Genomic DNA, 23,262 nt, shown 5'->3' with positions numbered 1-23,262 from the left:
TGTGGAACAATCCCGGATATTATCTGTAAGAAATCTTCCAATAACAATGATCGCCGTTGTTGAAAAATGGCAACCTCTATCTTTTAAAGTTATAAGCACATGCGCTCAACTCTACATTGTCTGTACCTTCTGATACTTATTATTAGTCTTTCCGTAAGTCAAAAAGCATATGCTACACACTCGCGGGCAGGTGAAATTACTGCGAAACGAGTCCCCGGCAATCCACTTGCCTATGATGTAACCTATACAGGATATTTTGATATCGCAACCGGTAAACCGGCAGCCGACCAACAGACTTTTGTTTTAATGTATTTTTATAATGGCCCAACGGATGGAGCTGCCGCCACACCTGTTCGTGTGGATAGAATATTAACCCGAGATATTGGAAACAGCACCACACAAAACGTCTACACTACCCGGCATGTTTTTCCATCGGCTGGCAACTGGAATATTTCTGTCACGATTGATAACAGGAATGACGGGATCCTAAATTTAACCCCGCTGCCTACTAATTCCCTGAATTTTTATGTCAATACTTCCATTGTGATCAATTCTTTTGTTGGCCTAAATCAAACGCCTGTTCTTCTAAATGCACCGATTGATCTTGCAGCAGTCGGACAACGATACATTCACAATCCCGGAGCTTTCGACGCAGACGGAGACAGTATTGCCTATCGCCTTTACCGGCCGCAACAAAGCACACGCAGAGGAGGATTAGGAGTTAATTTGGGATACACACAACCTAATCTTGCATTTCCTCCCGGTGCCACAGAGGCAGGTCAATCGCCCGCTACTTTTAGTATGAACCCTATAACCGGGGATTTGATCTGGGATGCACCCACTACAAAAGGATACTACAATGTTGCTTTTATAGTAGAAGAATGGAGAGATGGTGTAAAAATCGGCGAGATTGTCCGTGATATGCAAATCATTGTTGAGGATGCGAGAAATGACAGACCTGTTCTTGAACCGTTGCCTGACATTTGTGTTGAAGCAGGTACACTCATCAATCAAACGGTACGGGCAACTGACAAAAATGGAGACAGGTTAACGCTGACAAGTACAAGCGGCCTATATCAAAATGCTGCACTGATATCACCCGCTTATGCGACTTTCAATGTCCCGCAGCAGGGTGCGCAAAATACGGTCACCGGCCAGCTTACCTGGCAAACAGGTTGTAATCATATACGACTCGAACCTTACGACGTACTTTTTAAAGTCGAAGACGGCCCGGCGCCGGGAGCTCCGAATCCTACTCTGTTCAGGAAACTCGTCGATATGACAACGTTGAAGATCAGAGTTTACGGACCGCAGCCGGACAATCTCCGGGCTGTTCCGGTGACGGATGCTGCCGGAAAAGCTTTCAGAGTGACGTGGGATTCTTACAAATGTCAGATACCTGGTGCAAGAGTTGTGATTTATAGAAGAGAAGGATGTAGAGCTATCCCGACCGACGTTTGTATAACCGGTATCCCAGCGAGTTCGGGTTATGAAGAAATTGCCCGGGTGGGTATCGGAGAAACCTTTTATGTAGATAATAATAACAATACCGGACTTGAAGCTGGTGTCTCATACAGTTACAGAATTGTAGTTGAATTTCCAAGACCAGGTTCTGATATCAATGAACCTGGCTATTTGATTGGCGGTGGAGAAAGTATGGCTTCTGAACAGGTTTGTATCGAGGAACCTTTAATTATGCCTGTAATCACGAATGTGACAGTTGATTCAACAAGTGAAACAACGGGAGTGATTACAGTGAAATGGATGAAACCTACACTGCCTGCCGGCGCTTCAAATCCGGTTCAATACAGACTTTTCCGTGCAAGCGGGCTGAGTGGAACAGATTTTTCAAATATTGCTACAATTGATGGTACGATTAACCCTGGTTCAGATGAACTGGTAAGTTACATCGACAGAAACCTAAATACAGTTGCCAATGCCTATCGATATAAAATTGAATATTATTATACCCAAAATGGCAGTCTCGTAAAACTGGACGAAACTGAAATCGCAAGTAGTGTGAGATTATCCCAAGGACAGGCTGATCCGACAAGTATCCGCTTAAACTGGACGGCAAATGTGCCTTGGAGCAATGATAATCAGGTGCACAGAGTCTACAGGGAAGATAAATCCAGACCTGGTACTTTTAACCGGATTGCGGATGTTACGGTACAAGGTCCACAGAGTTATACCTTCACAGATGACGGAACGGACAAATATGCTGCGGATGGAACAGTGAATGTATCGATCGCGAGGGATTCTGTTTATTGTTATAAAGTTGAGACGGTTGGATCATACAACGATTCTCAAATTAAGGTTGACCCGCTCTACAATTTCTCGCAGATCATTTGCATATCGGCTTCCGATACGACAAAGCCTTGCGTTCCTGTGTTATCCATCGATGAGCTGAATTGTGCGGAAGTTAATCGAGATACGTATTGCGGACAGACTTCATTTACCAATAATCTGTCCTGGACTTATCCGCAAAATGATGAATGTGACCAGAATATTATTGCTTACCGTTTGTACTATACACGGTATGAAGGCGACACGCCTACTTTGCTGAAAGAAATTGCCGCGCCGGCTTCCACTTCTTTTGCACATGAAGGAATGACTTCTTTTGCGGGCTGTTACTACGTAACCGCTGTGAATAAATACGGAACAGAAAGTGCGCCAAGCAATACGGTTTGCAAGGACAACTGTCCGATCATTGAACTGCCAAACGTTATCACACCAAACGGTGACGGAAAAAACGATACTTTCAAACCGTTGGATTGTCCAAGTTTTGTTCAGGCAGTTGAATTTAAAATCTTTAATCGCTGGGGAGCAAAAGTATTTGAGACTAATGATGTAAACATCAATTGGGATGGAAAAAATAATTCCGGAAACGAGCTTGCTGCCGGACAATATTATTACGAACTGACTGTCTATTTCGAATCCGTTCAACGCGAAGGAAAACCAGCGCAATTTAAAGGATGGGTGCAGGTCTTACGATAATACCAGCGAACTGCGTTTTTTTTCTTTCATATTGAAGTCGTTAATTTGCAGCCCGATTCGCAAGAGTCGGGCTCAAATTTTGTTAAGACAATTTTAAAAAATCCAATAATCATGAAAGCAGCCTACGTATTTCCAGGCCAGGGTTCTCAGTTCAAAGGAATGGGTCTGGATCTTTACCAGAATTCCGACTCAGCAAAGGTAATGTTTGATCAGGCAAACGAAATTTTGGGCTTCGATATCACGAAGATCATGTTTGAGGGTACTGACGAAGAGCTTAAACAAACCAACGTTACGCAACCAGCCATTTTTATCCACTCGGTTATTCTTGCAAAAGTGAGTCCTGATTTTGCACCGGAAATGGTAGCAGGACATTCTCTAGGAGAATTTTCCGCCTTAGTTGCTGTCGGAGCTTTATCTTTCGAAGACGGGTTACGCCTTGTGGCAAAACGTGCTGATGCCATGCAAAAAGCTTGTCTGATACGCCCATCAACGATGGCAGCCATTCTTGGCCTAAACGATAAAACGATAGAAGATATCTGCGCAGGCATTACTGACGAAATCGTGGTTCCGGCAAACTATAACTGCCCTGGACAAGTTGTAATTTCAGGATCCATTGAAGGTGTGGAAAAGGCCTGCGAATTATTGAAGGCGGCTGGTGCAAAACGTGCACTGATACTTCCGGTTGGTGGCGCCTTCCACTCTCCCCTTATGGAACCTGCTCGCGAAGAATTGGCAGCTGCCATTAACAGTGCAGAATTCGAAGCTCCGATTTGCCCTGTTTATCAGAACGTCAATGCAAAACCAGCTACCGAAGTTTCTGTTATCAAAGAAAATCTGATTGCGCAACTTACCGCTCCGGTGAGATGGACGCAGTCTGTTGAACAAATGGTGGCTGATGGTGCTGGAATATTTATCGAATCCGGTCCCGGAAAAGTACTTCAGGGATTGATTAAAAAGATCTCAAACGGCGTTGAGTTGAAAAGCATCTGAAAAATATTTTAAAAATTTTTCCCAAAAAACTTGACAACTTAAAAATCTCATATTACTTTTGCACCCACTAACACGGTATTGGCCGATGGTGTAATGGTAACACTGGACATTTTGGTTGTCTCATTCAGGGTTCGAGTCCTTGTCGGCCAACAACTTTTTAGCAAAGAGCTCATTTTAAAATGAGCTCTTTTTTCTTTTTGCCCCAAATCCTGCACGTCGATTTAAAAAACTTCTACAAATTCAGGTCCGCCAAAATTTCAATTCGTGAGATTTATTTTCCGGTGAATAATTATTAGGCAACCAAAGAAGAAAAAAGGTTACATAACTTCTTGAAATATGATAAATATTTTCGGACGAAATGTTACATTTACTATGTATAACCTAAATGCCCCGTAAATGAAAATCGACACAAAAGTTAAAAAAAGAGACAGAGAACGAACCAAGGGAAAAATTCTCAAAGCCGTTGGCGAAGTTATTGAGCAGCATGGCACGGAAAAAGTTGGTGTAAACCTGATTGCTCGCACAGCCGGCGTAAACAAAGTACTGATTTACAGATACTTTGAAAGCGTAGACGGATTGATGGAACAATATGTTAAATCCGGAGAGTATACATCCACGATGGCCGATGAATATATCGACAACATGAACGTCGTTCCGCCCGAAGAACGCAGCCAGGTACTTTCAGATCTCATGCAGACATTCCTGACAGATTTACGCGAGCGTAAGGCGACAAGAGATTTGTTGCGCTGGGAAATCGGTACAGGTAAATCGATGCTCTCCGACGCGAGAAATCAAATTGCTACAAGGATTGTAGAAAAAGTTGGAGAACTGCCAAATTTTAAAGACACAAGTGCGCTGATGGCTTTTCTTACCGCTGGTATCTACTACATGACGATCGCAACGGATTATCGTGAGAAAATGATCGATGTGGACTTGCATTCGGACGAAGGATGGAAACGAATTGAAAACGTTATTCATAGGATCATCGCAACGATCGCGTAAAAATAAATCGATTCTTCTGAGTCCTTCCCAGATACGGGAAGGACTCTTTTTATTTTTGATACGAGTAAAAAGCAGTCACTTCGCGTATATTTGCAGGACGGAGATACAATCAAAATCATGCCAAATCTTAGATCTTCGTTGACAGGTCAGTAAATATGAGCAGCTTAAAGAAACTTGCCGGGGATACGGTAATGTACGGAGTGAGTACCATGTTGGGGAGAATGCTCAATTACCTGCTTGTCATTTTACATACAAAATTATTTTTACCGGAGCAGCTCGCCTCGCAGGTTCAGTTATATAGCTACGCAGGTCTTTCCCTTGTAATCTATACTTTCGGAATGGAAAGTGCTTATTTCTGGTTTGCGAGGAAAGAAGGTGACCGCCAGCAATATTTTAACCTGGTGCTGAGCGCCGTAATTCTGGTCAGTGTTTTCTTCTCGGGAAGCATTTTTCTGTTCGCAGAACAGGTTGCCAGTATAATTCACTACCCCGAAGAAGTCATGTTGGTTCGCTGGATGGCAGTCATTATGGCTATTGACGGAATTGTTTCCATTCCGTTTGCGAGATTAAGACTTGAAAAGAAGGCAAAAAAATTCGTCTCTGCCCGCGTTTTTAATATCCTGATGAATATTGCACTAAACTTCTTCTTTCTGATCGTCTGCAGGGATATTTACAATGAAAAATATCTTGGTGTCTTAAAGCCTGCTATCGATCTTTTCTATAATCCAAATGTCGCAGCAGGTTATATCGTTTTGGCAAACCTGGTCGCGAACCTTATGTTTTTTGCGTTTTTGTATCGTGAGTTTGCCGATTTCAGGTTTGTGTTTAATCCGACATTATTCAAACCAATGTGGGTTTATGCCTTTCCACTTTTCATCATGAATCTTGCAGGCGTAACAAATTTGCTTTTTGACAGGACATTTTTACAGTATCTTCTTCAGCCAAACTTCTATCCGAACCGGACAACCAAAGACGCAATCGGAATTTATGGGCAATGTTTCAAATTATCCATTTTCATGAACCTCGCCATTCAGGCTTTCAAATACGCGGCAGAGCCATTTTTTTATTCCAAAGCAGAAGACAAAAATGCGCCGTCTCTATTTGCAGAGGTAATGAAATGGTTCATTGTGATTTGTGCAACCATGTGGGTTGGGATTTGTCTGAACCTGCACTTACTGGCAGAATTATTTTTAAGAAAGAAAATTTATCACGAAGGTTTATCCGTTGTTCCGTGGCTTCTACTCGGTTTTCTGTTTCTGGGGATTTATTATAACCTGGCCACCTGGTTCAAACTTTCCAATAAAACGCAGTACGGCACTTATATCACGTTAACCGGCACAGGAATTACGATCCTGCTGAACTTAATTTTAGTACCTAAAATTGGGTATCTGGGCTGTGGATTTGCTTTTGCCTCCTCCGGACTAGTCATGATGATCCTTTGTTATTATTACGGACAAAAATATTATCCGATCCCTTATCATCTCAATTCGGCACTCGGCTACATTATCGGCGGTGGGGCTTTTATTTTACTTGATGCATACCTGATTCCATCAGGTTCCACAGTGAGCCTGGCTTATCACATGTTATTTTTCGTTGTATTCTGTGGAATCGTATTTTTTGTGGAGCGAAAAGCTTTGCCGGTAAGGTTTCAGCGGAAACTTGGTTTTAAATAATCATTTATTTTCGTTTTCCTTTGCTGCATCCCGTAAAAGTTTGTTCGCAAAAATAAACTCATTCAGCTCGGGCACTGTCGTTTTGGTAATATCCGTATTGATACCTTCCCAGAGTTTATCACCCTGATATAAAAACATCACGTTCTGACCAATTTCCATTACCGAATTCATATCGTGGGTGATGATAATGGTCGTGATTTTATATTCCTCAGTTATCTCTTTGATCAGTTCATCGATTTTAACTGATGTAAGCGGGTCCAGTCCGGAGTTAGGCTCATCACAAAAAAGATATTTCGGATTCATTACGATTGCTCTGGCAATACCTACACGTTTTTTCATACCACCACTGATCTCCGATGGCATTCTTTTTCCGGCAGCCTCGAGTCCGACGCGCTGGAGACAAAAATCAACACGTTCTTTCTTTTCGCTTGCTGAAAATTCTGTTAGCATGTCTAATGGAAAACGTACATTTTCCTCAACCGTCTGCGAGTCAAAAAGTGCGCCTCCCTGAAACAAAACGCCCATTTCTCTTCTGATCGCTTGCCGTGTTTCTTTATCCGAATTATAAAAATCTCGATCGTTATACAAAACACTTCCCTGATCGGGTTTGATCAAACCGATCATACATTTTAACAAAACGCTTTTTCCTGTTCCGCTACCACCAATAATAAGATTTATTTCACCCTCTTTAAATGTGCTCGATATACCTTTCAGTACGGTCTTACCATTAAATGCTTTGTTAATATCTTTTATTTCAATCATTTCAGGTTTGTAATTTATCTGAGATCAAAACAATCGTTGAGAAAGGATGATCAGAAATTCTAATTATAACAATAGCTGCGCTAACAAATAATCGGCTACCAGGATAGAAATACAGCTGTTTGTAACAGCCTGCGTACTGGATTTACCAACTTCCAGAGCTCCGCCCTGCGTGAAAAATCCCTGGTAAGAGGATATAGTAGCAATTAAAAAACCGAATACAAACGGTTTTACACACATAAAAAAGAGGTTGTAAGGCACGAATGAATCGCGAATACCGTACAGATAATCTCTTTCAGTAATAACACCTGTTAAAGTTCCGGCGAGATATCCACCAAAAATTCCCAGAAATGCGGCCATAACAACCAACATCGGAAAGGTAAACATCGCAGCCAGTACTTTCGGCAGAACCAGGTACGAGGAAGAATTAATCCCCATCACTTCCAGCGCATCAATTTGCTCAGTAATGCGCATCGTGCCCAGTTCGCTGGCAATATTTGACCCAACTTTTCCTGCTAAAACAATACATGTAATTGTCGGAGCAAGTTCCAGAATCTGCATATCACGCACGATAAGTGCAACAGTGGACACGGGTATAATAGGGCTGACGAGATTGTAAGCGGTTTGGATACAGGAAACTGCTCCAATAAAAGTAGAAACGATCGCTACGATAAAGATAGAGCTAACACCAATTCCGACACTCTCCTCCATAAAACGCCGCCAGTAGACCGACAATTTCTCACCTTTGCCAAAGAGGGAGCCTAAAAAAATAAAGTATTTTCCGATTACAGACATCATATCTTAATTGTATTCAATATTTTCGGGAAAATTAGACAAAAAAAGAGCCAAATAGAAAAATGAATCCATTAGTAGTAATAACCGGCGGGACAAAAGGTATTGGAAAAGCTTTGATTGAACGGTTTTTGGCTGCAAGTTTCGATGTTATTACCTGCGCAAGAAACGAAAACGATCTTTTTGAACTGAAAAAAGAGATGAAGGGGAAGTTTTTAAATGCAGAAGTTTTTTTCCAAAGAGCAGATCTTTCAATTCGGCCTGAATTGAATTCATTTATCGGTTTCATTAAATCACTTGAACGTCCTGTGGATGTTCTGATTAATAATACCGGTGTTTTTATTCCCGGGCAAGTCCATAACGAGGAAGAAGGAACGCTTGAAAAAACTATTGAAACAAATCTTTATAGCGCCTATCATCTAACAAGAGGCGTTGTTGATAAAATGATGACTGAAAAAAAAGGACATATTTTTACAATTTGTTCTACGGCCAGCATCACGGCATATCCAAACGGAGGTTCCTATTGTATTTCAAAGTTTGCTTTATACGGTATGACCAAAGTTTTACGAGAAGAAATGAAACCGCACGGCGTGAAAGTAACAGCAGTTTTACCAGGTGCGACACTCACAGACAGCTGGAAAGGCACCGATCTTCCTACTGAAAGATTTATAGATCCGAACGATGTTGCCGAAGCGATCTGGTCGGCCTACTCGCTCTCTTCCAGAGCAGTGCTCGAAGAAATTTTAATCAGACCACAGCTCGGAGATCTAGATTGATTAGTAAAGAATAAAGCATTTTTGCTAAATTGCCGCATTTTTAAAATTATTTATAAAACCCTTATTTCATTTCATGGAACAATACCTTGGTATAGACGTGGGCGGTACTAACGTAAAAATGGGGATCGTTGACGCTACAGACGGGAGAATTTCTAATTTTTATAGCCACGATACCGCTAGCTGGCGCAATTCAGGACATTTTATCGAAAGACTCGGCGACGCCATCGCTTTGCAGCTGGTTGAACATACAGAAGTTAAAAGAGTAGGAATAGGCGTTCCCGGCCTGATCTCACGTGATCGTACCACGTTACTGGAAATCACTGCGATTCCTGAAATTGACGGAATTGCGATTGTTCCCGATTTAAAAGCCCGTTTTCCTCAACATGATTTTTTTCTGGAAAATGATGCAAATGCAGCTGCGCTTGGAGAGTATTATTTCGGTGAAGACAAACTTCCTGAAGATTATATTTTCGTAACACTTGGAACCGGTATCGGCGGTGCTGCGATTATTGATAAAAAAGTTTTCAAAGGCGGAGGCGGAAATGCAATGGAGCCAGGACACGTTCCTTCAAAAGGTGGAAAAGTGCTTGAACGCAACATTGGAAAGAAGGAACTTTTGGATCTGGCGCATTCTATGAGAGCGTCTTACACCGGAAAAACGCAATTGCCCGACAATGGTACCATTTCTACAACTGGTTTGGTTGCAGCTGCCGGGGCCGGCGACGAATTGGCGAAGCAGATTTTCCAGGAAATGGGTTATCTTTTGGGAGAAGGACTGGTTTCCATGATCAGAATTCTGGATATCACTACGATTTTGATCGGCGGAGGTATTTCAGCATCCTTTGAATATATTTTGCCGGCGATTAATGAGAGGTTTAGTTACTGGCTCACTCCATACTATATGAAGACAATCAGCATCAAAAGAGCCACGCTTGCAAACGACGCTGGGTTATTGGGTGCTGCATCATTGTGTTTTGAATAACAAATTCTGTCTATCCGGCCTTTGATAATATTTTTTGTTTACCAATAAACCCCGCATGAAGTTATCCATAATTGTACCTGCTTACAACGAAGAAAAGACGATTTGGAATGTGTTGGACAAGTTAAAATCCATCGAGCTCATCGGAGGATTTCAACGCGAGATAGTGGTTGTAAATGACTGTTCTTCTGATAATACAGAAGGAATGGTGAAAAAATTTATTGCGGAGAATCCATTTGTTGAAATAAGTTACTTTCGTCACGAGTACAATCAGGGAAAGGGGGCGGCGCTGCATACCGGAATACATAAAGCGAGCGGGGATTATATTATTGTGCAGGATGCCGATCTGGAATACGACCCGCGGGAGTTTAATATTTTATTAAAACCTATAATAAACGGATTCGCAGACGTGGTATATGGCTCACGTTTCATGGGCGGAAAGCCGCACAGGATCCTGTTTTTCTGGCACACAATCGGAAATAAATTTCTGACGGCTTTAAGTAATATGTTTTCAAATCTGAATTTGACGGATATGGAAACCTGTTACAAGTTGTTCAGAGCAGATATTCTTAAAAACCTGACACTGGTAGAAAAACGATTCGGGTTTGAACCGGAGGTTACGGCAAAAATTGCCAAAGTTCCTAACATCCGCATCTATGAAGTCGGTGTTTCTTATTACGGCCGCACCTACGAAGAGGGCAAAAAAATAAACTGGAAGGATGGTTTTAGAGCAATCTATTGTATTCTTCGCTACGGACTGGGAAACTAGTCCGGCTATAAGCAACAAAAATAGTAAGTCCGGCTAGCCAGGCTTATTATTTTTTGTTACTTATTCACTAATTTATATTTCTGATCAGTTGATGCAAGGCTTCGCACTGCAATCATTTTCCTGAATAAATTTTTTTATGATGAATTTATTTCATCCCTGATAATACCAACTTCTTCGCGAACGAAGCAATATTCGATTGCTTCAATAATAGAATTTACCCGGAGAGATTCATAAACTCATCCATCCCTTCTGTAATATTTGTTTAAAAGAGTTAATTTCAACGCTTTAAAGAAATCGCACTAAAATCATCCGATCGCTCAGCGAATTAATACAGACGAGCCGCTATACATCTATGAAAAAAAATCTACTATTATCCTTTCTTTTTTTGCTCGCAATCGGTCTTTACCGGACTGATGCACAAACAATTGGCGTGGCCGCTTTTGATAAGCTTCCGGCAAACAAACAACTTTTCGCGAGAGACAAAAACAAGGAAGCAGATATCACGATTTCCGGTAAAATTCAATCCTCCGGCTATGCATATGTTTCTGTCGTTAAATACAGAAACAAAACGAAAATCGGATACCAGAAAGGCGCATTGGCGTATTCAGGATCAACCGCCCCGTTCAGCCTGACATCCAAAATTAAGGCAGAGCTGGCAGAATATGCTTTTGAAGTTTACGCATGTAAGTCATCTACGGATTCCGCCCTTATTGTTCGCCGGGATGATGTTGTAGCGGGAGATTTTTACATTATTTATGGTCAATCCAATGCTGTTGCCTGGGAAGTTGATTACATGTATCGCAACGAATTTTGCCGCACTTTTGGATCGCTGGGAAATGGAAATGGCTGGGACTTATCAAATGAGATCACACCACGCGTAGGAATTTTTGGCATTGAATTTCAACGTAGGGTCGCCGAAAAATACAAAATTCCTACCTGTGTTATCAACGGAGCTTTAGCAGGTGCTTCGATCCTCGACCTTACAAACCGAAACCCAAATAATCATGCAGATGCTTCTACGGGATATGGTATTCTACTGAATTACGCTCAGCAAACAGGTCTTTTACCAAACCTGAAAGGCATATTTTATTGGCAGGGAGAAGCCGAAGCGGCTTCTGACGATCCAAGCGTTTGGGCTCCGCGTTTTGACAAGCTCATGGCAAACTTGCAGGAAGACTATCCCATGATTGAAAAAATGTATGTTTTCCAATTGCCATTGTTTGGAGGAGGAGCTTACGACGACAGAATCGGCGCTTTCAGGGAACAGCAGAGACTCTTAAATAAAAAATATCCGATCATTCAGCCCTACGCCGCACTAGGTGCTCCTGACTGGAATGGCTTTCACTACGGCTTGAATGGTTATCTGCAGGTTGGCCGGGATCTTGCAGAAATGGCTGGATTCTATCATTATGGCGAAAAAGAAAAAGCAACGTCTCCTAGTTTTCAAAAAGCCTTTTACTCCACTCCTAATCGGGATGAGATCACGATGGTGTTTGAAGATTATCAGCAGATGGTTTATCCGAATGATACGCTTAATGCAAATATTGAAGGTAGTCAGGAACCATTTTCCACTTATTCTGTCAAGGATTTTTTCTACTTAAATAAAGAGTGGCAGAAATTAAAGGCGGGAAGGGCCGAAGCGAACCGTATTATTGTCTCACTTAAAACCGTCGGAAACGATACGTTAATAAAATACTTACCTTCAAAATATCATTACTCTGGTCTTGTCACAGCGCCCTGGGTATATATTGGTCCTTTTTTAAAGAACACGAGAGGTTTCCGGGCCTTTGCTTTCCATCATAACACGATCAATCCTTATTTTGACCTTGGAACGTTAACCCTTACCGGCTCTGAACCGAAAAATAACATTGTGCTGAATTGGAACAAACTCCCCAATGTTACGGGATATATTTTGGAAAGGCTGCACGGGAAAGATTCTCTGCAGACTCACGAAATTGTTTACTTATCGAAAGATCAGACTGAGTACACTGACCCTTCGGCAAAAAAAGGAGAAGAATACAGATATCAGATCAGAGGGTATACTGATAAATCGGAATCTCCAATTGCCTATTTAAAACTCATCAAAGGATCGGACGACGTAGTGGATGAAGCAATCGCTAAAATTAATGTGTATCCGAACCCAACGATTGATGTGATCAATATCGTTTCAGCCTCCGACAAGATTGATCAGGTTGATATTTTTTCTTCATCCGGAGTTAGAATGGAAACAAGAATCTATCCTGGAAATGAATGGGTGACGCTTCATACGAATAAACTAAGCACGGGTACTTACATCGTAAAAGTGCATTCCGGCGAAAAATCAACCACGCACCGGGTTTTGGTTGTGAAGTAATTTTTCGCTTTGATTATCACTGACCGAAAAAGGCCAGTGATAGTCAAACATGGCCAGAAACCATAATACCATTATCATCGGCAGAGAATATTTGTCCCACGACAATTGAGCCTTTCCTAAAAGCAGAATATTGATAACCACTACACAACCTGCAAGATTGAACCCAGGAGAAATAAAACGCATCAAAGTGATCAGCATCAGTAAGCCAAAAACAACCTGTTTGATAAAGCCTGTGATCCCGATCGTCATTAACAACTGATCAACGTAACCAAGATACGGCCAGGTAAAATAAGGATTATAAGCTTGTTTGGCGGGAAAAAGCGTTATCAACGCCGCAATCAGGACAAGAAACGTAATGAAAAATCCGGGATGGGTTTTAGGGTATTCAATAAAATACCGCAACTTCTTCGTGATTAAAATTTCCGGAATAACGTAATAAATCGCCAGGCAGGCAGATGAGTAAATCACATAACCGAAGTTATACTGAATAAGCTTATCAGAATCGTAATATTGGTCAGCCATTACCGCCGCCGGTGCCGGTCCTTTCCAAAGTAAAACCCAGGGAAGAATACTTAATACAGCCAGTGCGTAAGGAAGCCATGTCAGATCCTTGAACAAACCAGATATAAATTTCGGGATACTGAAATCTTTTTTCAGTAGTTCAAGAAATTCATAAGCAACAATTGCGGCAGGAAAAGCCAGCATGTATTGCCTGCTGCTGACCGCGGCAATGAAGAAAAGCATCCCCCACCAATGCGTCTTTCGCAAATAAGCGACCGTGCCAGCCAGGACTCCAAGCATGGCAAAAATATCTGTGTAGTAATAAACACTGCACAAATAATAATTCGGGAAAATCATCAATCCCGCGAGACACAGAAAAAAACGCTTCGAATTATCAGGACTTGACCATACAAAGGTCATTAGCAAAACAAAACTTACAGCATAAGTCAATAGACGCAGGCATTGAATATTTTCTCCAAAAACACTTACGGTCCAGCCACCAAGAATAAACGGAACCGGAGTGTTAAGCTCGTTATAACTTTTCAAAAGATCCAGTGACGGAACTGGTTCCTTACTAAAAAAAACAGCTGTCGGCAGATAATGATTTTCATCCTGATACAGTTCTCCCAAAAAATTCTGTTTCAGAAAAAATATTGTGACGAACAGGATAAGAATAACGATGGATGTGTAGAGCTTTCTGCTACTCATGATATTTATTTTAGATAAAATTCACCTCGGCGATCAAAGAAATACCAAATTTCTCTTCAACGGATTTTTGAATTTTTTGTGACAACAATTTAATTTCTTCTCCACTGCCGCCACCATAATTAACCAGGACAAGCGCTTGCCGGGTATGAACACCTATTGAACCATCGCGAAAGCCCTTCCATCCAGCCTGCTCGATCAGCCAGCCTGCCGGAACCTTAATGAATCCAGGACTCACCGGATAACCTGGTAATGCCGGATAATCTGTTTTAAGTTTATTAAATTGTTCTTCCGGGATTTCAGGATTTTTAAAAAAACTTCCTGCATTTCCGATTTCGGCCGGGTCCGGCAATTTGCTTTTCCGGATCTTGATCACCGCATCGCTGACAGCTTTTATAGAAAGTGATTCTATACCTGCTTCCTGCAATGTTTTTTGAATATCACCGTACTCGACATGATAGACAGGCTTTTTATTAAGACGAAAGGTAACGCCGGTAATAATGCATTTTCCTTTTAACTCATGTTTGAAAACACTTTCCCGGTATCCGAAATTACATTCTTCTTTTGAGAAAACTCTCGTTTCTGCCGAATCATAAAAAATTGCTTCCACGGTTTCAACTACATCTTTTATTTCAACACCATAGGCTCCGATATTCTGCATCGGCGCTGCACCGATCGTCCCCGGAATTAAAGATAAATTTTCAATACCCGCATATCCGTGCTCCACACAATACATTACGAAATCATGCCATTTTTCACCAGCGCCCGCATGAAGCCAAATGTGCTCATCATCTTCTTTAACTTTTTCAATACCGCCAATTGATATTTTTATTACCAAAGCATCGACATCCCGGGTAAGCAAAATATTGCTTCCACCCCCCAGAATGAACTTCGGTGTATTTTTCAGATCCGGATTTTTAAGGATTTCGGTAAGCTCTTCCACCGACTTTACCTCCTCAAAAGATTGCGCCTGTGATTCCAGACCGAAGGTATTCAGATTGCGCAGGGAAACATGGTGTTGCATTTGTATGGATTGTATTCAATTACCAAAGCAAAGTTAGGTATTAGATTCAAAATAGCACACCGGGATGGATTATCTCTCTAATTTTGGTTAAGTTTGTGAGTTCATCACGAATTGATTTATCCATGTCGCTGAAAAAAAAAATATTTTTGTTCGTTCTTCCTCTTGGCTTCCTCGCAATTTCCGGGTGTAGTAAAAAGAGTACAATGAGCGCTTCATCAGCAGATTATCGCGAAGACCTTTCTTCGGTAAGGCCACGTTTTGAATACGTAGAACCCAGTTTCGGAAAAAAGGCAGAATCAAAACCTACCGCAGTTGAAAATAATACCAAAGTTGCGAACGGAAAAACTTTAAATGTCAATAAAAGACTTCAGACAGTGTTGGACACCCTGTCTCAGCAGAATAAAGCGATCAAATTTATAAGCGGATTCAGAATACAGTTGTATGTGGGAAATGTGCGTCAGGAAGCTGATAATGCGAAAGCCTACATTTACCAGTTATTTCCTGATCTAAGTCCTTATGTAAGCTACTCCCAGCCCACCTACCGTGTGAAAGCAGGAGATTTTATGTACCGGAGTGATGCAGAACATTATCTTGAACAAATCCGCGGGCAATATTCCTCCGCAGTGATCCTGGCAGACCGCGTTGATATCAAGCGTAGTATGATGGTCCGCGCATCCGCAGAATAGGCGGAATTTCAAAGTTGACTAATAATTTTATCTTTGTATTTTATATACATACTAATTTACGATGAAGAAGGCATTAATTACAGGGATTACCGGGCAGGATGGTGCCTATTTGGCGGAATTGCTATTGAGCAAAGGTTATGAAGTGCACGGTATCAAACGCCGCAGCTCTTTGTTCAATACCCAAAGGATTGATCACATTTATGAAGATCCGCATGAAAAAAATGTTCGTTTCCACTTGCATTATGGTGATTTGAGTGATTCTACGAACATCATCAGAATAATTCAGGAAGTTCAGCCGGACGAGATATACAATCTTGGTGCGATGTCTCACGTTCAGGTGAGTTTTGAAGAACCAGAATATACTGCAAATGTTGACGGAATTGGAACACTTCGTATCCTTGAAGCTGTTCGTCTGCTTGGACTTACAAAAAAAACTAAGATTTATCAGGCTTCGACTTCGGAGTTATACGGTTTGGTGCAACAGGTTCCTCAATCTGAAACCACACCATTTTACCCTCGTTCTCCGTATGCTGTTGCAAAATTATACGGTTACTGGATTACGGTAAACTATCGCGAAGCATATGATATGTATGCGGTAAATGGTATACTTTTCAACCATGAATCTCCACTGCGCGGAGAAACTTTCGTTACACGTAAAATTACAAGAGCTGTTGCGAGAATTGCATTGGGCTTACAGGATAAAGTTTTCCTTGGAAATCTGGATGCACAGCGTGACTGGGGGCATGCCAAAGATTTCGTCGAAGCGATGTGGCTGATTTTGCAGCAGGAAGTTGCCGAAGATTTTGTTATTGCAACAGGTATTACAACGCGTATCCGTGATTTCGTTCGTATGGCTTTTGCTGAGGTTGGCGTAGAACTTGAATTTTCAGGCGAAGGTGCGGCAGAAACAGCAAAGGTAGTTAAATGTAACGATCCAAAATATCAAATCGAAATTGGCAAGGAAGTTGTCGCGGTTGATCCAAGATATTTCCGTCCGACAGAAGTTGAATTATTGATTGGTGATCCAACCAAATCAATGACGAAGCTTGGCTGGAAACCAAAATATGATTTGAAAGCACTTGTCAATGATATGGTTACCGCAGATTTAACGCTGTTCAAGAAAGATCAGTTGCTGGAAAACAGCGGTCACCGTGTGATGAACTATTACGAATAGAATTTTATAAGTCATTTATTGTCAGGTTTTATCATTTGTAGTCAGGAAATGCCTGAGCAATGATAAAGCCTGACATTTTTTATTTTAAACAAAAACAGGTATGGCCAACAAATGACCATACCTGACTCTCATTTCAACAAACCCTGAATTTTTCAGAACTTCCTGACAATAATTAAATTGCAGGAATAGCCTTACCGATACTAAGCAAAGTTTCAGGATTTTGATAGCCAATAACCTGTTTAACGATTTTTCCATCCGGATCGATGAAGAATAATGTCGGATAACCTTCCAAAGGATATTTTTTAGCAAGTTTCGGACCTTCACCACTTTCCATATCTACTTTCACGTTGATAAATTTCTGATTGAATAATGCTCCTACCTCTGGTTTTGTAAAAACATTTTTTTGCAAAAGCTTACAGGGCCCGCACCAGGTTGTATACGCATCAAGAAAAACAATTTTCTTTTCCGCTTTTGCTTTCTTTAAAATTGCAGCCCAATTTCCTTCCGAGAACTTAATTCCAACTGCTTTGGCGTCTTTCTTGTCGCCGTCATTAGCATATACCGTTGAAAAGGTAAGTGCTGCCACTAGCAACAGTGAAATCATTTTTTGAAAACCTTTCATTGCTTGGTTATATTATAGTTTGAACAAATAACGAAAATACCTGTACGGTTTATTTTATTACACCAATTCTATCCCAATAGGTTCAATTTCATTTTGTAAAATATGAAGCGAACTTACTTAATTTTCAGAACAAAAAAGCGCCCTTGCAATTACTATCTGCAAGGGCGCGAACTTGATTGGTCTTATTAAACTTCTAATGGCGCGAGAAGTCTTCCTTTTTCTATTTATTGATAACGACTTTGAAACTGTCCGTAGCTCCGTTTGTACGTGTTACGCTCACAGCGTACAATCCGGACGGCAGGTTTTTAACATCAATTCCATCAACAGGAGCCTTTGCTGAATTGAAAATAGCCTTTCCGTTAAGGTCAAATAGTTGGACCTTATTTATTTTTGTCCAGTCTGTAATTTTTAAATAAAGACGGTCAGCAACAGGATTAGGATAAACAACCACTCCTTCGCCAAGCTCGATGCTGACACTCCGGATTCCGCTATATGCAAAGGTTCCGTCAGCATCGATCATTTTCAACCTGTAAAGGTTCTCCCCGTCTGCGGGATTTGTGTCAATAAATGAGTATTTAATTTCTGCCGAGCTTTCTCCGGAAGCCAGAACATTTCCAACTTTCTGCCAGTTCTTTCCTGTCAAACTGTGTTCTACATCAAAACTTTCGCTGTTTGTCTCCATGGAAGTTGACCATTTCAACTGGGCCGATTCATTTTCTTTGCTTGCTGTAAAACTGATCAGAGTAACCGGAAGCGGCGTTGAACCTTCATAAATTCCGGCATCGTATGTCATATTATCACGTTTGGGGTTTCCTGCCGGATATGTTGTATCAATGGTAATCTCATCACTCGAGTTATTATCATCAGTATTTGCATCACTGTCTTTCTCCGCATCCACGCCTGATCTTTTGAATGATGTGAAGAAAGCTTTCCCACCGGTTGGCAATGTAAACTGAACTTTATATTTACCGGATGTTAATTCATCAAAAAGATATTTCCCGAATTTATCAGTGACAGCACTTACTTCTGACGTCCACACGCCCGAAACGAGTTTATACAACTGAACTTTCAAGCCTGTTGCAGGAAGTTCAGTATCATCCTGCTTGCCATCCTGATTTTTATCATACCATACATAATCTCCAATCGAGCCGAAAGCCTCTTCCTTAACACACGTTCTTTTCTCAACTTTATATACAGTAGTCGTTGTTGGATTATTATTTCTTTTTTCATCAAAATCATGTCCCGTAGTATTTTCGTCCCAGAAAAACATATTCGTTCCATTATATCCGCCATCGCTATTGATCACGCTTCTTCCATTTACTACGATGATCGACCCGTTATAACCTGATATTTTTTTGTCAATAGTAAGGTCTCCATTTGTAATCGTAATCGTTCCGTTGTTAAAAGCGGCACCACGAATATTCACATTTCCTGTGATATTCATACATCCATTATTTTCAAATTCTTTTCCTGCACCCTTATCACCGATTATAAACTCACAACCCGATGAGCCGAATTTCCCACAAAGCGTGTTGATTTCACCATCATTTAGAATTGATCCGTGGTTATAGAAATACCGGCTGATATTGATTACACCTGACGCTTCATTTTTGAAACGTTTTGCATCTGCATTTTCAAGACTTCCGAAATCCATCGTTCCGGCGTTGCAGATTGTAGTATTTGTGCCAAATTTTACCAAACCCGGCGCCGTTGCGATTAATTTAGCGTTAGGTCCCAAATTATAAAAAGAGAAAGAGTCGCGGAATTCAACAGTTCCCGTAGTAGTAAAAGTCGTAGTTCCCTGATTATTGATTAATAAGTTGCTGCCAATACCAGTTGTATTTGTGTTTAATGTTCCGCCTTCCTGTACATTCAGATACGAGGGAACATTTCCATTGAAATTATCGCTGCTGTTATAGTTGAAAGTCCCGTAAACATTAATACTTACAGAACCATTAAAATTCGTTTGTTTATTCTGTTCCCACGTTACGCCCGGAGCAACACAAATGATATTATCCCTGTTGCTGATTTCCAGCGTAAGATTTGTGACGTTGGAAGAAATGAGTAATGTTTTGTTTCCGTCAAGTTTGTAAGTTCCACCGGTTACTGCTGTAAAGTCTCCGGAAGGGCATTGTTGTGCGTAGATAGTATTTGTTAAAAACAATGTCAGCCCCAGAAGAAGCCATTTGTAAATAATCCCTTTCATAATAATTAATAATAGAGTTGAGTTAATAATGCTTGTTAGTGTAAATCCATATAAATCCCCGGCACCTTTTCAGAGCCAGCGATGTCAGTTATTTCTATCCTGATAATCCGCTATTCCTGTTTCGAAATATGGATTGGCATTTTGAACGTATTGTTCGACTTGTCTTTTTCCTTATAGATACCCGTCGGGTCGACTTCGATTTCAAGAATGTAATCGCCTGATTTTAATCCTTTTGGCAATGAAACTGATTGCCCTTCATACATCATTCCGTACGTATCGTAACCTCCGACACTGATGCCTTGTTTGAGAGATTTGCAATCCACATAATTACCCAGTCCGTAATTGGTCAGGTTTTGATCGCCATAAGTTTTTCCGTTCAGGACACAAAGGCTATCGTTATTGTTGCATATTCCGGAATCAAACAGACAGTAACTTACCTTGCTTCCTTTCGAAACCAGCTCCCTTTTAGTTACTTTGCCGCTCTTATTCTTGATTTCTTTTATCACTCTGAATTCAACCCAATCATCAACGTGATAGTGATTATGTCCGGGTTTATCATCGAAATAATTGGTTCCGGCAACACGGTCCTGCCATTCCATTTTATTTCCGTTTTTCTTATAAATACGCTGGTTTATCTGCTGTCTAGGATGTGTTTTATCCTTACAAATCACCGTCGAATCTTTAACTTCCTCGCTTCCGCAATACCACTTATTATTTCCGAAGGCTTCCATCGGACCATCCCCAATATTTGCAATAGAAGCTGCCAGCCTTAGTTGACCAGGGTAATACGGGTCGTTCCAGGGATATTCTTTAACCTGATCGAGTGTAAGTCTCGAAAGAATAACCAGATCCGGAAGCAGTTCACAATCGGCACTTCCATCGGCACATTTGCAGGCAGTTCCGTCTTCCAGTGAACAAGGGCTTACGTCCGTGTTTGGCGTAGGATTTTTACCAAATTCCAGTGTAACAAAGTTTAAAGCTCCTTTTTCTCCAGTTCGTAAATCTTGGACCATCAAATACCAGGTACCATTTGGATTCTGGCCATTGTTCAAAAAGGTCATCCTTCCATCCGGAATATATTCTCCGGTAAACGGAGCCTCTGCCTGATGTACATAACCGGAAAAGCCGTTAGAACGGAAGCATGTATTTGTGTAATGCCTGCCCTCATCCCTACCATTACGATTTGTTAGCCAGATACTTGTACCATCCGGACTAATCAATTCAATCTTCAGGTCCGATACTCTTGGATGGAGAATTGTAAAGCAAATCTTCGATAGTCCGAAATTCTCATCAATTTTCGAATCAAGCCCTTCAACTTTTATTGGAAACGAATCTATTTTAAAACCACCTCTAAAGTCGTGAATTGCTCCTCCGCCGGCGTAGAAACTTTGTGCTTCAGAAGCAAAGGCCATACCCGAAAGGAGCACGACCAAGGTAAAAAATTTAAAAAACTTAAAACAAGATAAAATTTGGGTTTTGCAATCACTCATTGTACTCTAATTCTGATAGAAAGGGCTTGTAGAGCTACTGAGTCACTAAAAATATCTCATATGTCTCACTTTTTCTACAAGCCCCGGGGTTTACGCGTGTCAATCTATTTATGGGTGCTGGGAATATCTTTTTCCTGACGAATAACCTGATACAAAGCTAATTGGCTCAATTAACTATATTGTAAGAAAGAATTGGAAATGTGCACGTATTTTTTACTTTCATTCGTAGAACTAATTTTAAAATATTGTCAGACATACTTTTCGAAAAAATGTAAAACCACTGTCCATATACGTAGACAGAAATAGTTGGAATTTATTAAAATTTCAGATTTTGTAGAATGCCATACAAACTACTTCTAAGACATATCTAATATTCTGTTAAAAAAGAAAACCGTACCTTTGTGCCTAAATTAACAACCAACCGTCATGAAGATTCAAGATGCCAGATATGTGATGAGCAATTCTGATTATGAGAAATGCCCAAAACCAGATTTGCCGGAATATGCATTTATCGGTCGGTCAAATGTGGGAAAATCTTCGCTGATCAATATGTTAACTGGGAAAAAGTCACTTGCAAAGACTTCCCAGCAACCAGGGAAGACTCAGCTCATCAATCATTATTTCATCAATGACAACTGGTACCTCGTCGATTTGCCCGGATATGGTTATGCCAAGGTAAGCAAAACGGAACGGGAAAAATGGGAGAAGATGATCGGAGATTATCTGCACAACCGCCCTAATCTGGTCTGCACTTTTGTTTTAATTGACATTCGACATGAAGCTCTGGCTGTTGACCTGGAATTTATGGAAGAGCTTGGACAAGGCGGAATTCCTTTTCATATCATTTTTACAAAGGCAGACAAACTGAAACCTTATCAGCAGGAGGTTCAGGTAACAAAATATAAAGAAAAACTGGGTGAAATCTGGGAAGAAATACCTCCTATGTTTGTTACTTCCGCAGAAAAAGGCGAAGGACGGGAAGGAATTCTTGAAACAATAGAATCTTATAATCACACGTTTGAGAAAACGAACATTGAATAAGGTTGCTTACCGACCAATCTTTCCGTTATTTTGCGGAAATTTTAAATTATCATAAATCGTTATCACGTAGTCATTTACTTTTTTGTGAACGCTCACTAAAATACAATCGACACGGAAGGATTTCATTCATGATATTAATCGACTTTAAATAAAGAGACCACTAATAGCACAAACAAAAGGATGAGCGAGAAAGTAGAATCAACAGGAATGGATTTGTTGAAAGAGATAGCAAACGTTTCAGGTAAGGGCGGACTGTTCCGTATTTTGAAACCAAGCCGCGCAGGTGTAATTGTAGAAAGCCTGGATGAAAAACGTGAAAAGTCATTGATCGGACCAACGGCACGTGTTTCTGTTTTGAAAGACGTTTCTATTTTCACTGAGGGAGAAGAAGAGTCTGTTCCATTGGCGGATGTTTTCCTAAAAATTAAAGAAGTACATGGCGAGCAGGTTGCTTTGCAGATCAAGAGTTCATCTGACAAAGATCTTATCGAGTTTTTGAATGAGATCCTTCCAGATTTCGATCGTTCGAGAGTGTATGGCTCAGATATCAAAAAAGTGATAACGTGGTATAATTTACTGGCAAAATATGTGCCCGAATTATTTGTTGCCGGTGAATCAGCCGGAGCAGAAGAAGTAGAAGAGGCAACAGTTGAAGCCGTTGAAACTCCTAAAACTGAAATCTGATTCAGGTAAATATATCTAAAGCAAAAACCCTGTCAATAG

The 23,262-nt window shown here is 40.8% G+C and carries 19 protein-coding genes; 12 read left to right on the top strand and 7 right to left on the bottom strand.

Annotation, left to right across the window (positions count from 1 at the left end; translation table 11 throughout):
* Nucleotides 1-99: 99 nt before the first annotated feature.
* From BMY70_RS16435 to BMY70_RS16415, 4 genes are all read left to right on the top strand, one after another.
* Nucleotides 100-2,997, top strand: coding sequence for a T9SS type B sorting domain-containing protein (locus BMY70_RS16435; RefSeq protein ID WP_090336975.1), 2,898 nt, complete (start codon nt 100-102; stop codon nt 2,995-2,997).
* Between the two features lie 111 nt (nt 2,998-3,108).
* Nucleotides 3,109-3,987, top strand: coding sequence for an ACP S-malonyltransferase (gene fabD / locus BMY70_RS16430; RefSeq protein ID WP_090336973.1), 879 nt, complete (start codon nt 3,109-3,111; stop codon nt 3,985-3,987).
* 396 nt (nt 3,988-4,383) lie between these two features.
* Nucleotides 4,384-4,989 carry a TetR/AcrR family transcriptional regulator gene (locus BMY70_RS16420; RefSeq protein ID WP_090336970.1) on the top strand — a complete coding sequence of 202 codons (606 nt, stop codon included), beginning with the start codon at nt 4,384-4,386 and terminating at the stop codon, nt 4,987-4,989.
* 155 nt (nt 4,990-5,144) lie between these two features.
* Entirely contained in the window at nt 5,145-6,662 is a 1,518-nt protein-coding gene (locus tag BMY70_RS16415) for an oligosaccharide flippase family protein (RefSeq protein WP_090336968.1), read from the top strand.
* Here the strand turns inward: BMY70_RS16415 and BMY70_RS16410 are convergent, their stop codons facing one another.
* Nucleotides 6,663-7,424: an ABC transporter ATP-binding protein gene (locus BMY70_RS16410; protein WP_090336967.1), complete on the bottom strand. Its 762-nt coding sequence runs from the start codon at nt 7,422-7,424 to the stop codon at nt 6,663-6,665.
* Between the two features lie 63 nt (nt 7,425-7,487).
* On the bottom strand, nt 7,488-8,216 hold the full coding sequence (locus tag BMY70_RS16405) for an MlaE family ABC transporter permease (RefSeq protein ID WP_090336965.1): 729 nt from the start codon (nt 8,214-8,216) through the stop codon (nt 7,488-7,490).
* 62 nt (nt 8,217-8,278) lie between these two features.
* Between BMY70_RS16405 and BMY70_RS16400 the strand changes: the two genes are divergently transcribed.
* The 4 genes from BMY70_RS16400 to BMY70_RS16385 all read left to right on the top strand — a co-directional run bounded on the left by BMY70_RS16400 (nt 8,279) and on the right by BMY70_RS16385 (nt 13,090).
* Nucleotides 8,279-8,989, top strand: coding sequence for an SDR family oxidoreductase (locus BMY70_RS16400; RefSeq protein ID WP_090336963.1), 711 nt, complete (start codon nt 8,279-8,281; stop codon nt 8,987-8,989).
* A gap of 73 nt (nt 8,990-9,062) precedes the next feature.
* Complete coding sequence (locus BMY70_RS16395) at nt 9,063-9,971, top strand: ROK family protein (RefSeq protein WP_090336961.1); 909 nt, start codon at nt 9,063-9,065, stop codon at nt 9,969-9,971.
* 55 nt (nt 9,972-10,026) lie between these two features.
* On the top strand, nt 10,027-10,737 hold the full coding sequence (locus BMY70_RS16390; protein ID WP_090336959.1) for a glycosyltransferase family 2 protein: 711 nt from the start codon (nt 10,027-10,029) through the stop codon (nt 10,735-10,737).
* Nucleotides 10,738-11,089: 352 nt separating this feature from the next.
* Entirely contained in the window at nt 11,090-13,090 is a 2,001-nt protein-coding gene (locus BMY70_RS16385) for a T9SS type A sorting domain-containing protein (RefSeq protein ID WP_090336957.1), read from the top strand.
* Here BMY70_RS16385 and BMY70_RS16380 read toward each other — a convergent pair.
* Both BMY70_RS16380 and murB read right to left on the bottom strand, forming a co-directional pair.
* On the bottom strand, nt 13,058-14,299 hold the full coding sequence (locus BMY70_RS16380; RefSeq protein ID WP_090336955.1) for a hypothetical protein: 1,242 nt from the start codon (nt 14,297-14,299) through the stop codon (nt 13,058-13,060). The genes BMY70_RS16385 and BMY70_RS16380 overlap by 33 nt on opposite strands.
* 10 nt (nt 14,300-14,309) lie before the next feature.
* Entirely contained in the window at nt 14,310-15,320 is a 1,011-nt protein-coding gene (gene murB, locus BMY70_RS16375) for a UDP-N-acetylmuramate dehydrogenase (protein ID WP_177197047.1), read from the bottom strand.
* Nucleotides 15,321-15,523: 203 nt separating this feature from the next.
* On the opposite strand from murB, the gene BMY70_RS16370 reads away from it, so the two are divergent.
* Complete coding sequence (locus tag BMY70_RS16370) at nt 15,524-16,006, top strand: SPOR domain-containing protein (protein WP_229209650.1); 483 nt, start codon at nt 15,524-15,526, stop codon at nt 16,004-16,006.
* Nucleotides 16,007-16,067: 61 nt separating this feature from the next.
* The gene (gmd, locus tag BMY70_RS16365; protein WP_090336948.1) at nt 16,068-17,180 is read left to right on the top strand and encodes a GDP-mannose 4,6-dehydratase; all 1,113 of its coding nucleotides are present in this window, start codon (nt 16,068-16,070) and stop codon (nt 17,178-17,180) included.
* A gap of 172 nt (nt 17,181-17,352) precedes the next feature.
* On the opposite strand, the gene BMY70_RS16360 is transcribed toward gmd, so the two are convergent.
* From BMY70_RS16360 to BMY70_RS16350, 3 genes are all read right to left on the bottom strand, one after another.
* Nucleotides 17,353-17,784 (bottom strand): thioredoxin family protein, encoded by a 432-nt coding sequence (locus BMY70_RS16360; protein ID WP_229209649.1) that lies wholly within the window; start codon nt 17,782-17,784, stop codon nt 17,353-17,355.
* Between the two features lie 238 nt (nt 17,785-18,022).
* Complete coding sequence (locus tag BMY70_RS16355; RefSeq protein ID WP_090336944.1) at nt 18,023-20,008, bottom strand: SdrD B-like domain-containing protein; 1,986 nt, start codon at nt 20,006-20,008, stop codon at nt 18,023-18,025.
* Between the two features lie 110 nt (nt 20,009-20,118).
* Entirely contained in the window at nt 20,119-21,435 is a 1,317-nt protein-coding gene (locus tag BMY70_RS16350) for a proprotein convertase P-domain-containing protein (protein ID WP_229209679.1), read from the bottom strand.
* Nucleotides 21,436-21,924: 489 nt separating this feature from the next.
* Here BMY70_RS16350 and yihA point away from each other — a divergent pair, with 489 nt between their 5' ends.
* Both yihA and BMY70_RS16340 read left to right on the top strand, forming a co-directional pair.
* The gene (yihA, locus tag BMY70_RS16345; RefSeq protein ID WP_090336940.1) at nt 21,925-22,539 is read left to right on the top strand and encodes a ribosome biogenesis GTP-binding protein YihA/YsxC; all 615 of its coding nucleotides are present in this window, start codon (nt 21,925-21,927) and stop codon (nt 22,537-22,539) included.
* Between the two features lie 180 nt (nt 22,540-22,719).
* Nucleotides 22,720-23,223 carry a DUF5606 family protein gene (locus BMY70_RS16340; RefSeq protein ID WP_090336938.1) on the top strand — a complete coding sequence of 168 codons (504 nt, stop codon included), beginning with the start codon at nt 22,720-22,722 and terminating at the stop codon, nt 23,221-23,223.
* Nucleotides 23,224-23,262 lie beyond the last annotated feature (39 nt).

It is taken from the genome of Dyadobacter koreensis (assembly GCF_900108855.1).
Lineage (GTDB): Bacteria > Bacteroidota > Bacteroidia > Cytophagales > Spirosomataceae > Dyadobacter > Dyadobacter koreensis.
The sequence above is the reverse complement of the archived record's forward strand: the minus strand, read 5'-3'. Positions and strand labels throughout refer to the sequence as shown.

Coding starts and splice junctions, on each gene's coding strand:
- BMY70_RS16360 (WP_229209649.1), bottom strand. CDS start 17,784: ATGATTTCACTGTTGCTAGTGGCAGCACTTACCTTTTCAACGGTATAT.
- BMY70_RS16405 (WP_090336965.1), bottom strand. CDS start 8,216: ATGTCTGTAATCGGAAAATACTTTATTTTTTTAGGCTCCCTCTTTGGC.
- BMY70_RS16410 (WP_090336967.1), bottom strand. CDS start 7,424: ATGATTGAAATAAAAGATATTAACAAAGCATTTAATGGTAAGACCGTA.
- BMY70_RS16370 (WP_229209650.1), top strand. CDS start 15,524: ATGAGCGCTTCATCAGCAGATTATCGCGAAGACCTTTCTTCGGTAAGG.
- murB (WP_177197047.1), bottom strand. CDS start 15,320: ATGCAACACCATGTTTCCCTGCGCAATCTGAATACCTTCGGTCTGGAA.
- BMY70_RS16415 (WP_090336968.1), top strand. CDS start 5,145: ATGAGCAGCTTAAAGAAACTTGCCGGGGATACGGTAATGTACGGAGTG.
- BMY70_RS16420 (WP_090336970.1), top strand. CDS start 4,384: ATGAAAATCGACACAAAAGTTAAAAAAAGAGACAGAGAACGAACCAAG.
- BMY70_RS16355 (WP_090336944.1), bottom strand. CDS start 20,008: ATGAAAGGGATTATTTACAAATGGCTTCTTCTGGGGCTGACATTGTTT.
- fabD (WP_090336973.1), top strand. CDS start 3,109: ATGAAAGCAGCCTACGTATTTCCAGGCCAGGGTTCTCAGTTCAAAGGA.
- BMY70_RS16340 (WP_090336938.1), top strand. CDS start 22,720: ATGAGCGAGAAAGTAGAATCAACAGGAATGGATTTGTTGAAAGAGATA.
- BMY70_RS16395 (WP_090336961.1), top strand. CDS start 9,063: ATGGAACAATACCTTGGTATAGACGTGGGCGGTACTAACGTAAAAATG.
- yihA (WP_090336940.1), top strand. CDS start 21,925: ATGAAGATTCAAGATGCCAGATATGTGATGAGCAATTCTGATTATGAG.
- BMY70_RS16435 (WP_090336975.1), top strand. CDS start 100: ATGCGCTCAACTCTACATTGTCTGTACCTTCTGATACTTATTATTAGT.
- BMY70_RS16385 (WP_090336957.1), top strand. CDS start 11,090: ATGAAAAAAAATCTACTATTATCCTTTCTTTTTTTGCTCGCAATCGGT.
- gmd (WP_090336948.1), top strand. CDS start 16,068: ATGAAGAAGGCATTAATTACAGGGATTACCGGGCAGGATGGTGCCTAT.
- BMY70_RS16400 (WP_090336963.1), top strand. CDS start 8,279: ATGAATCCATTAGTAGTAATAACCGGCGGGACAAAAGGTATTGGAAAA.
- BMY70_RS16390 (WP_090336959.1), top strand. CDS start 10,027: ATGAAGTTATCCATAATTGTACCTGCTTACAACGAAGAAAAGACGATT.
- BMY70_RS16380 (WP_090336955.1), bottom strand. CDS start 14,299: ATGAGTAGCAGAAAGCTCTACACATCCATCGTTATTCTTATCCTGTTC.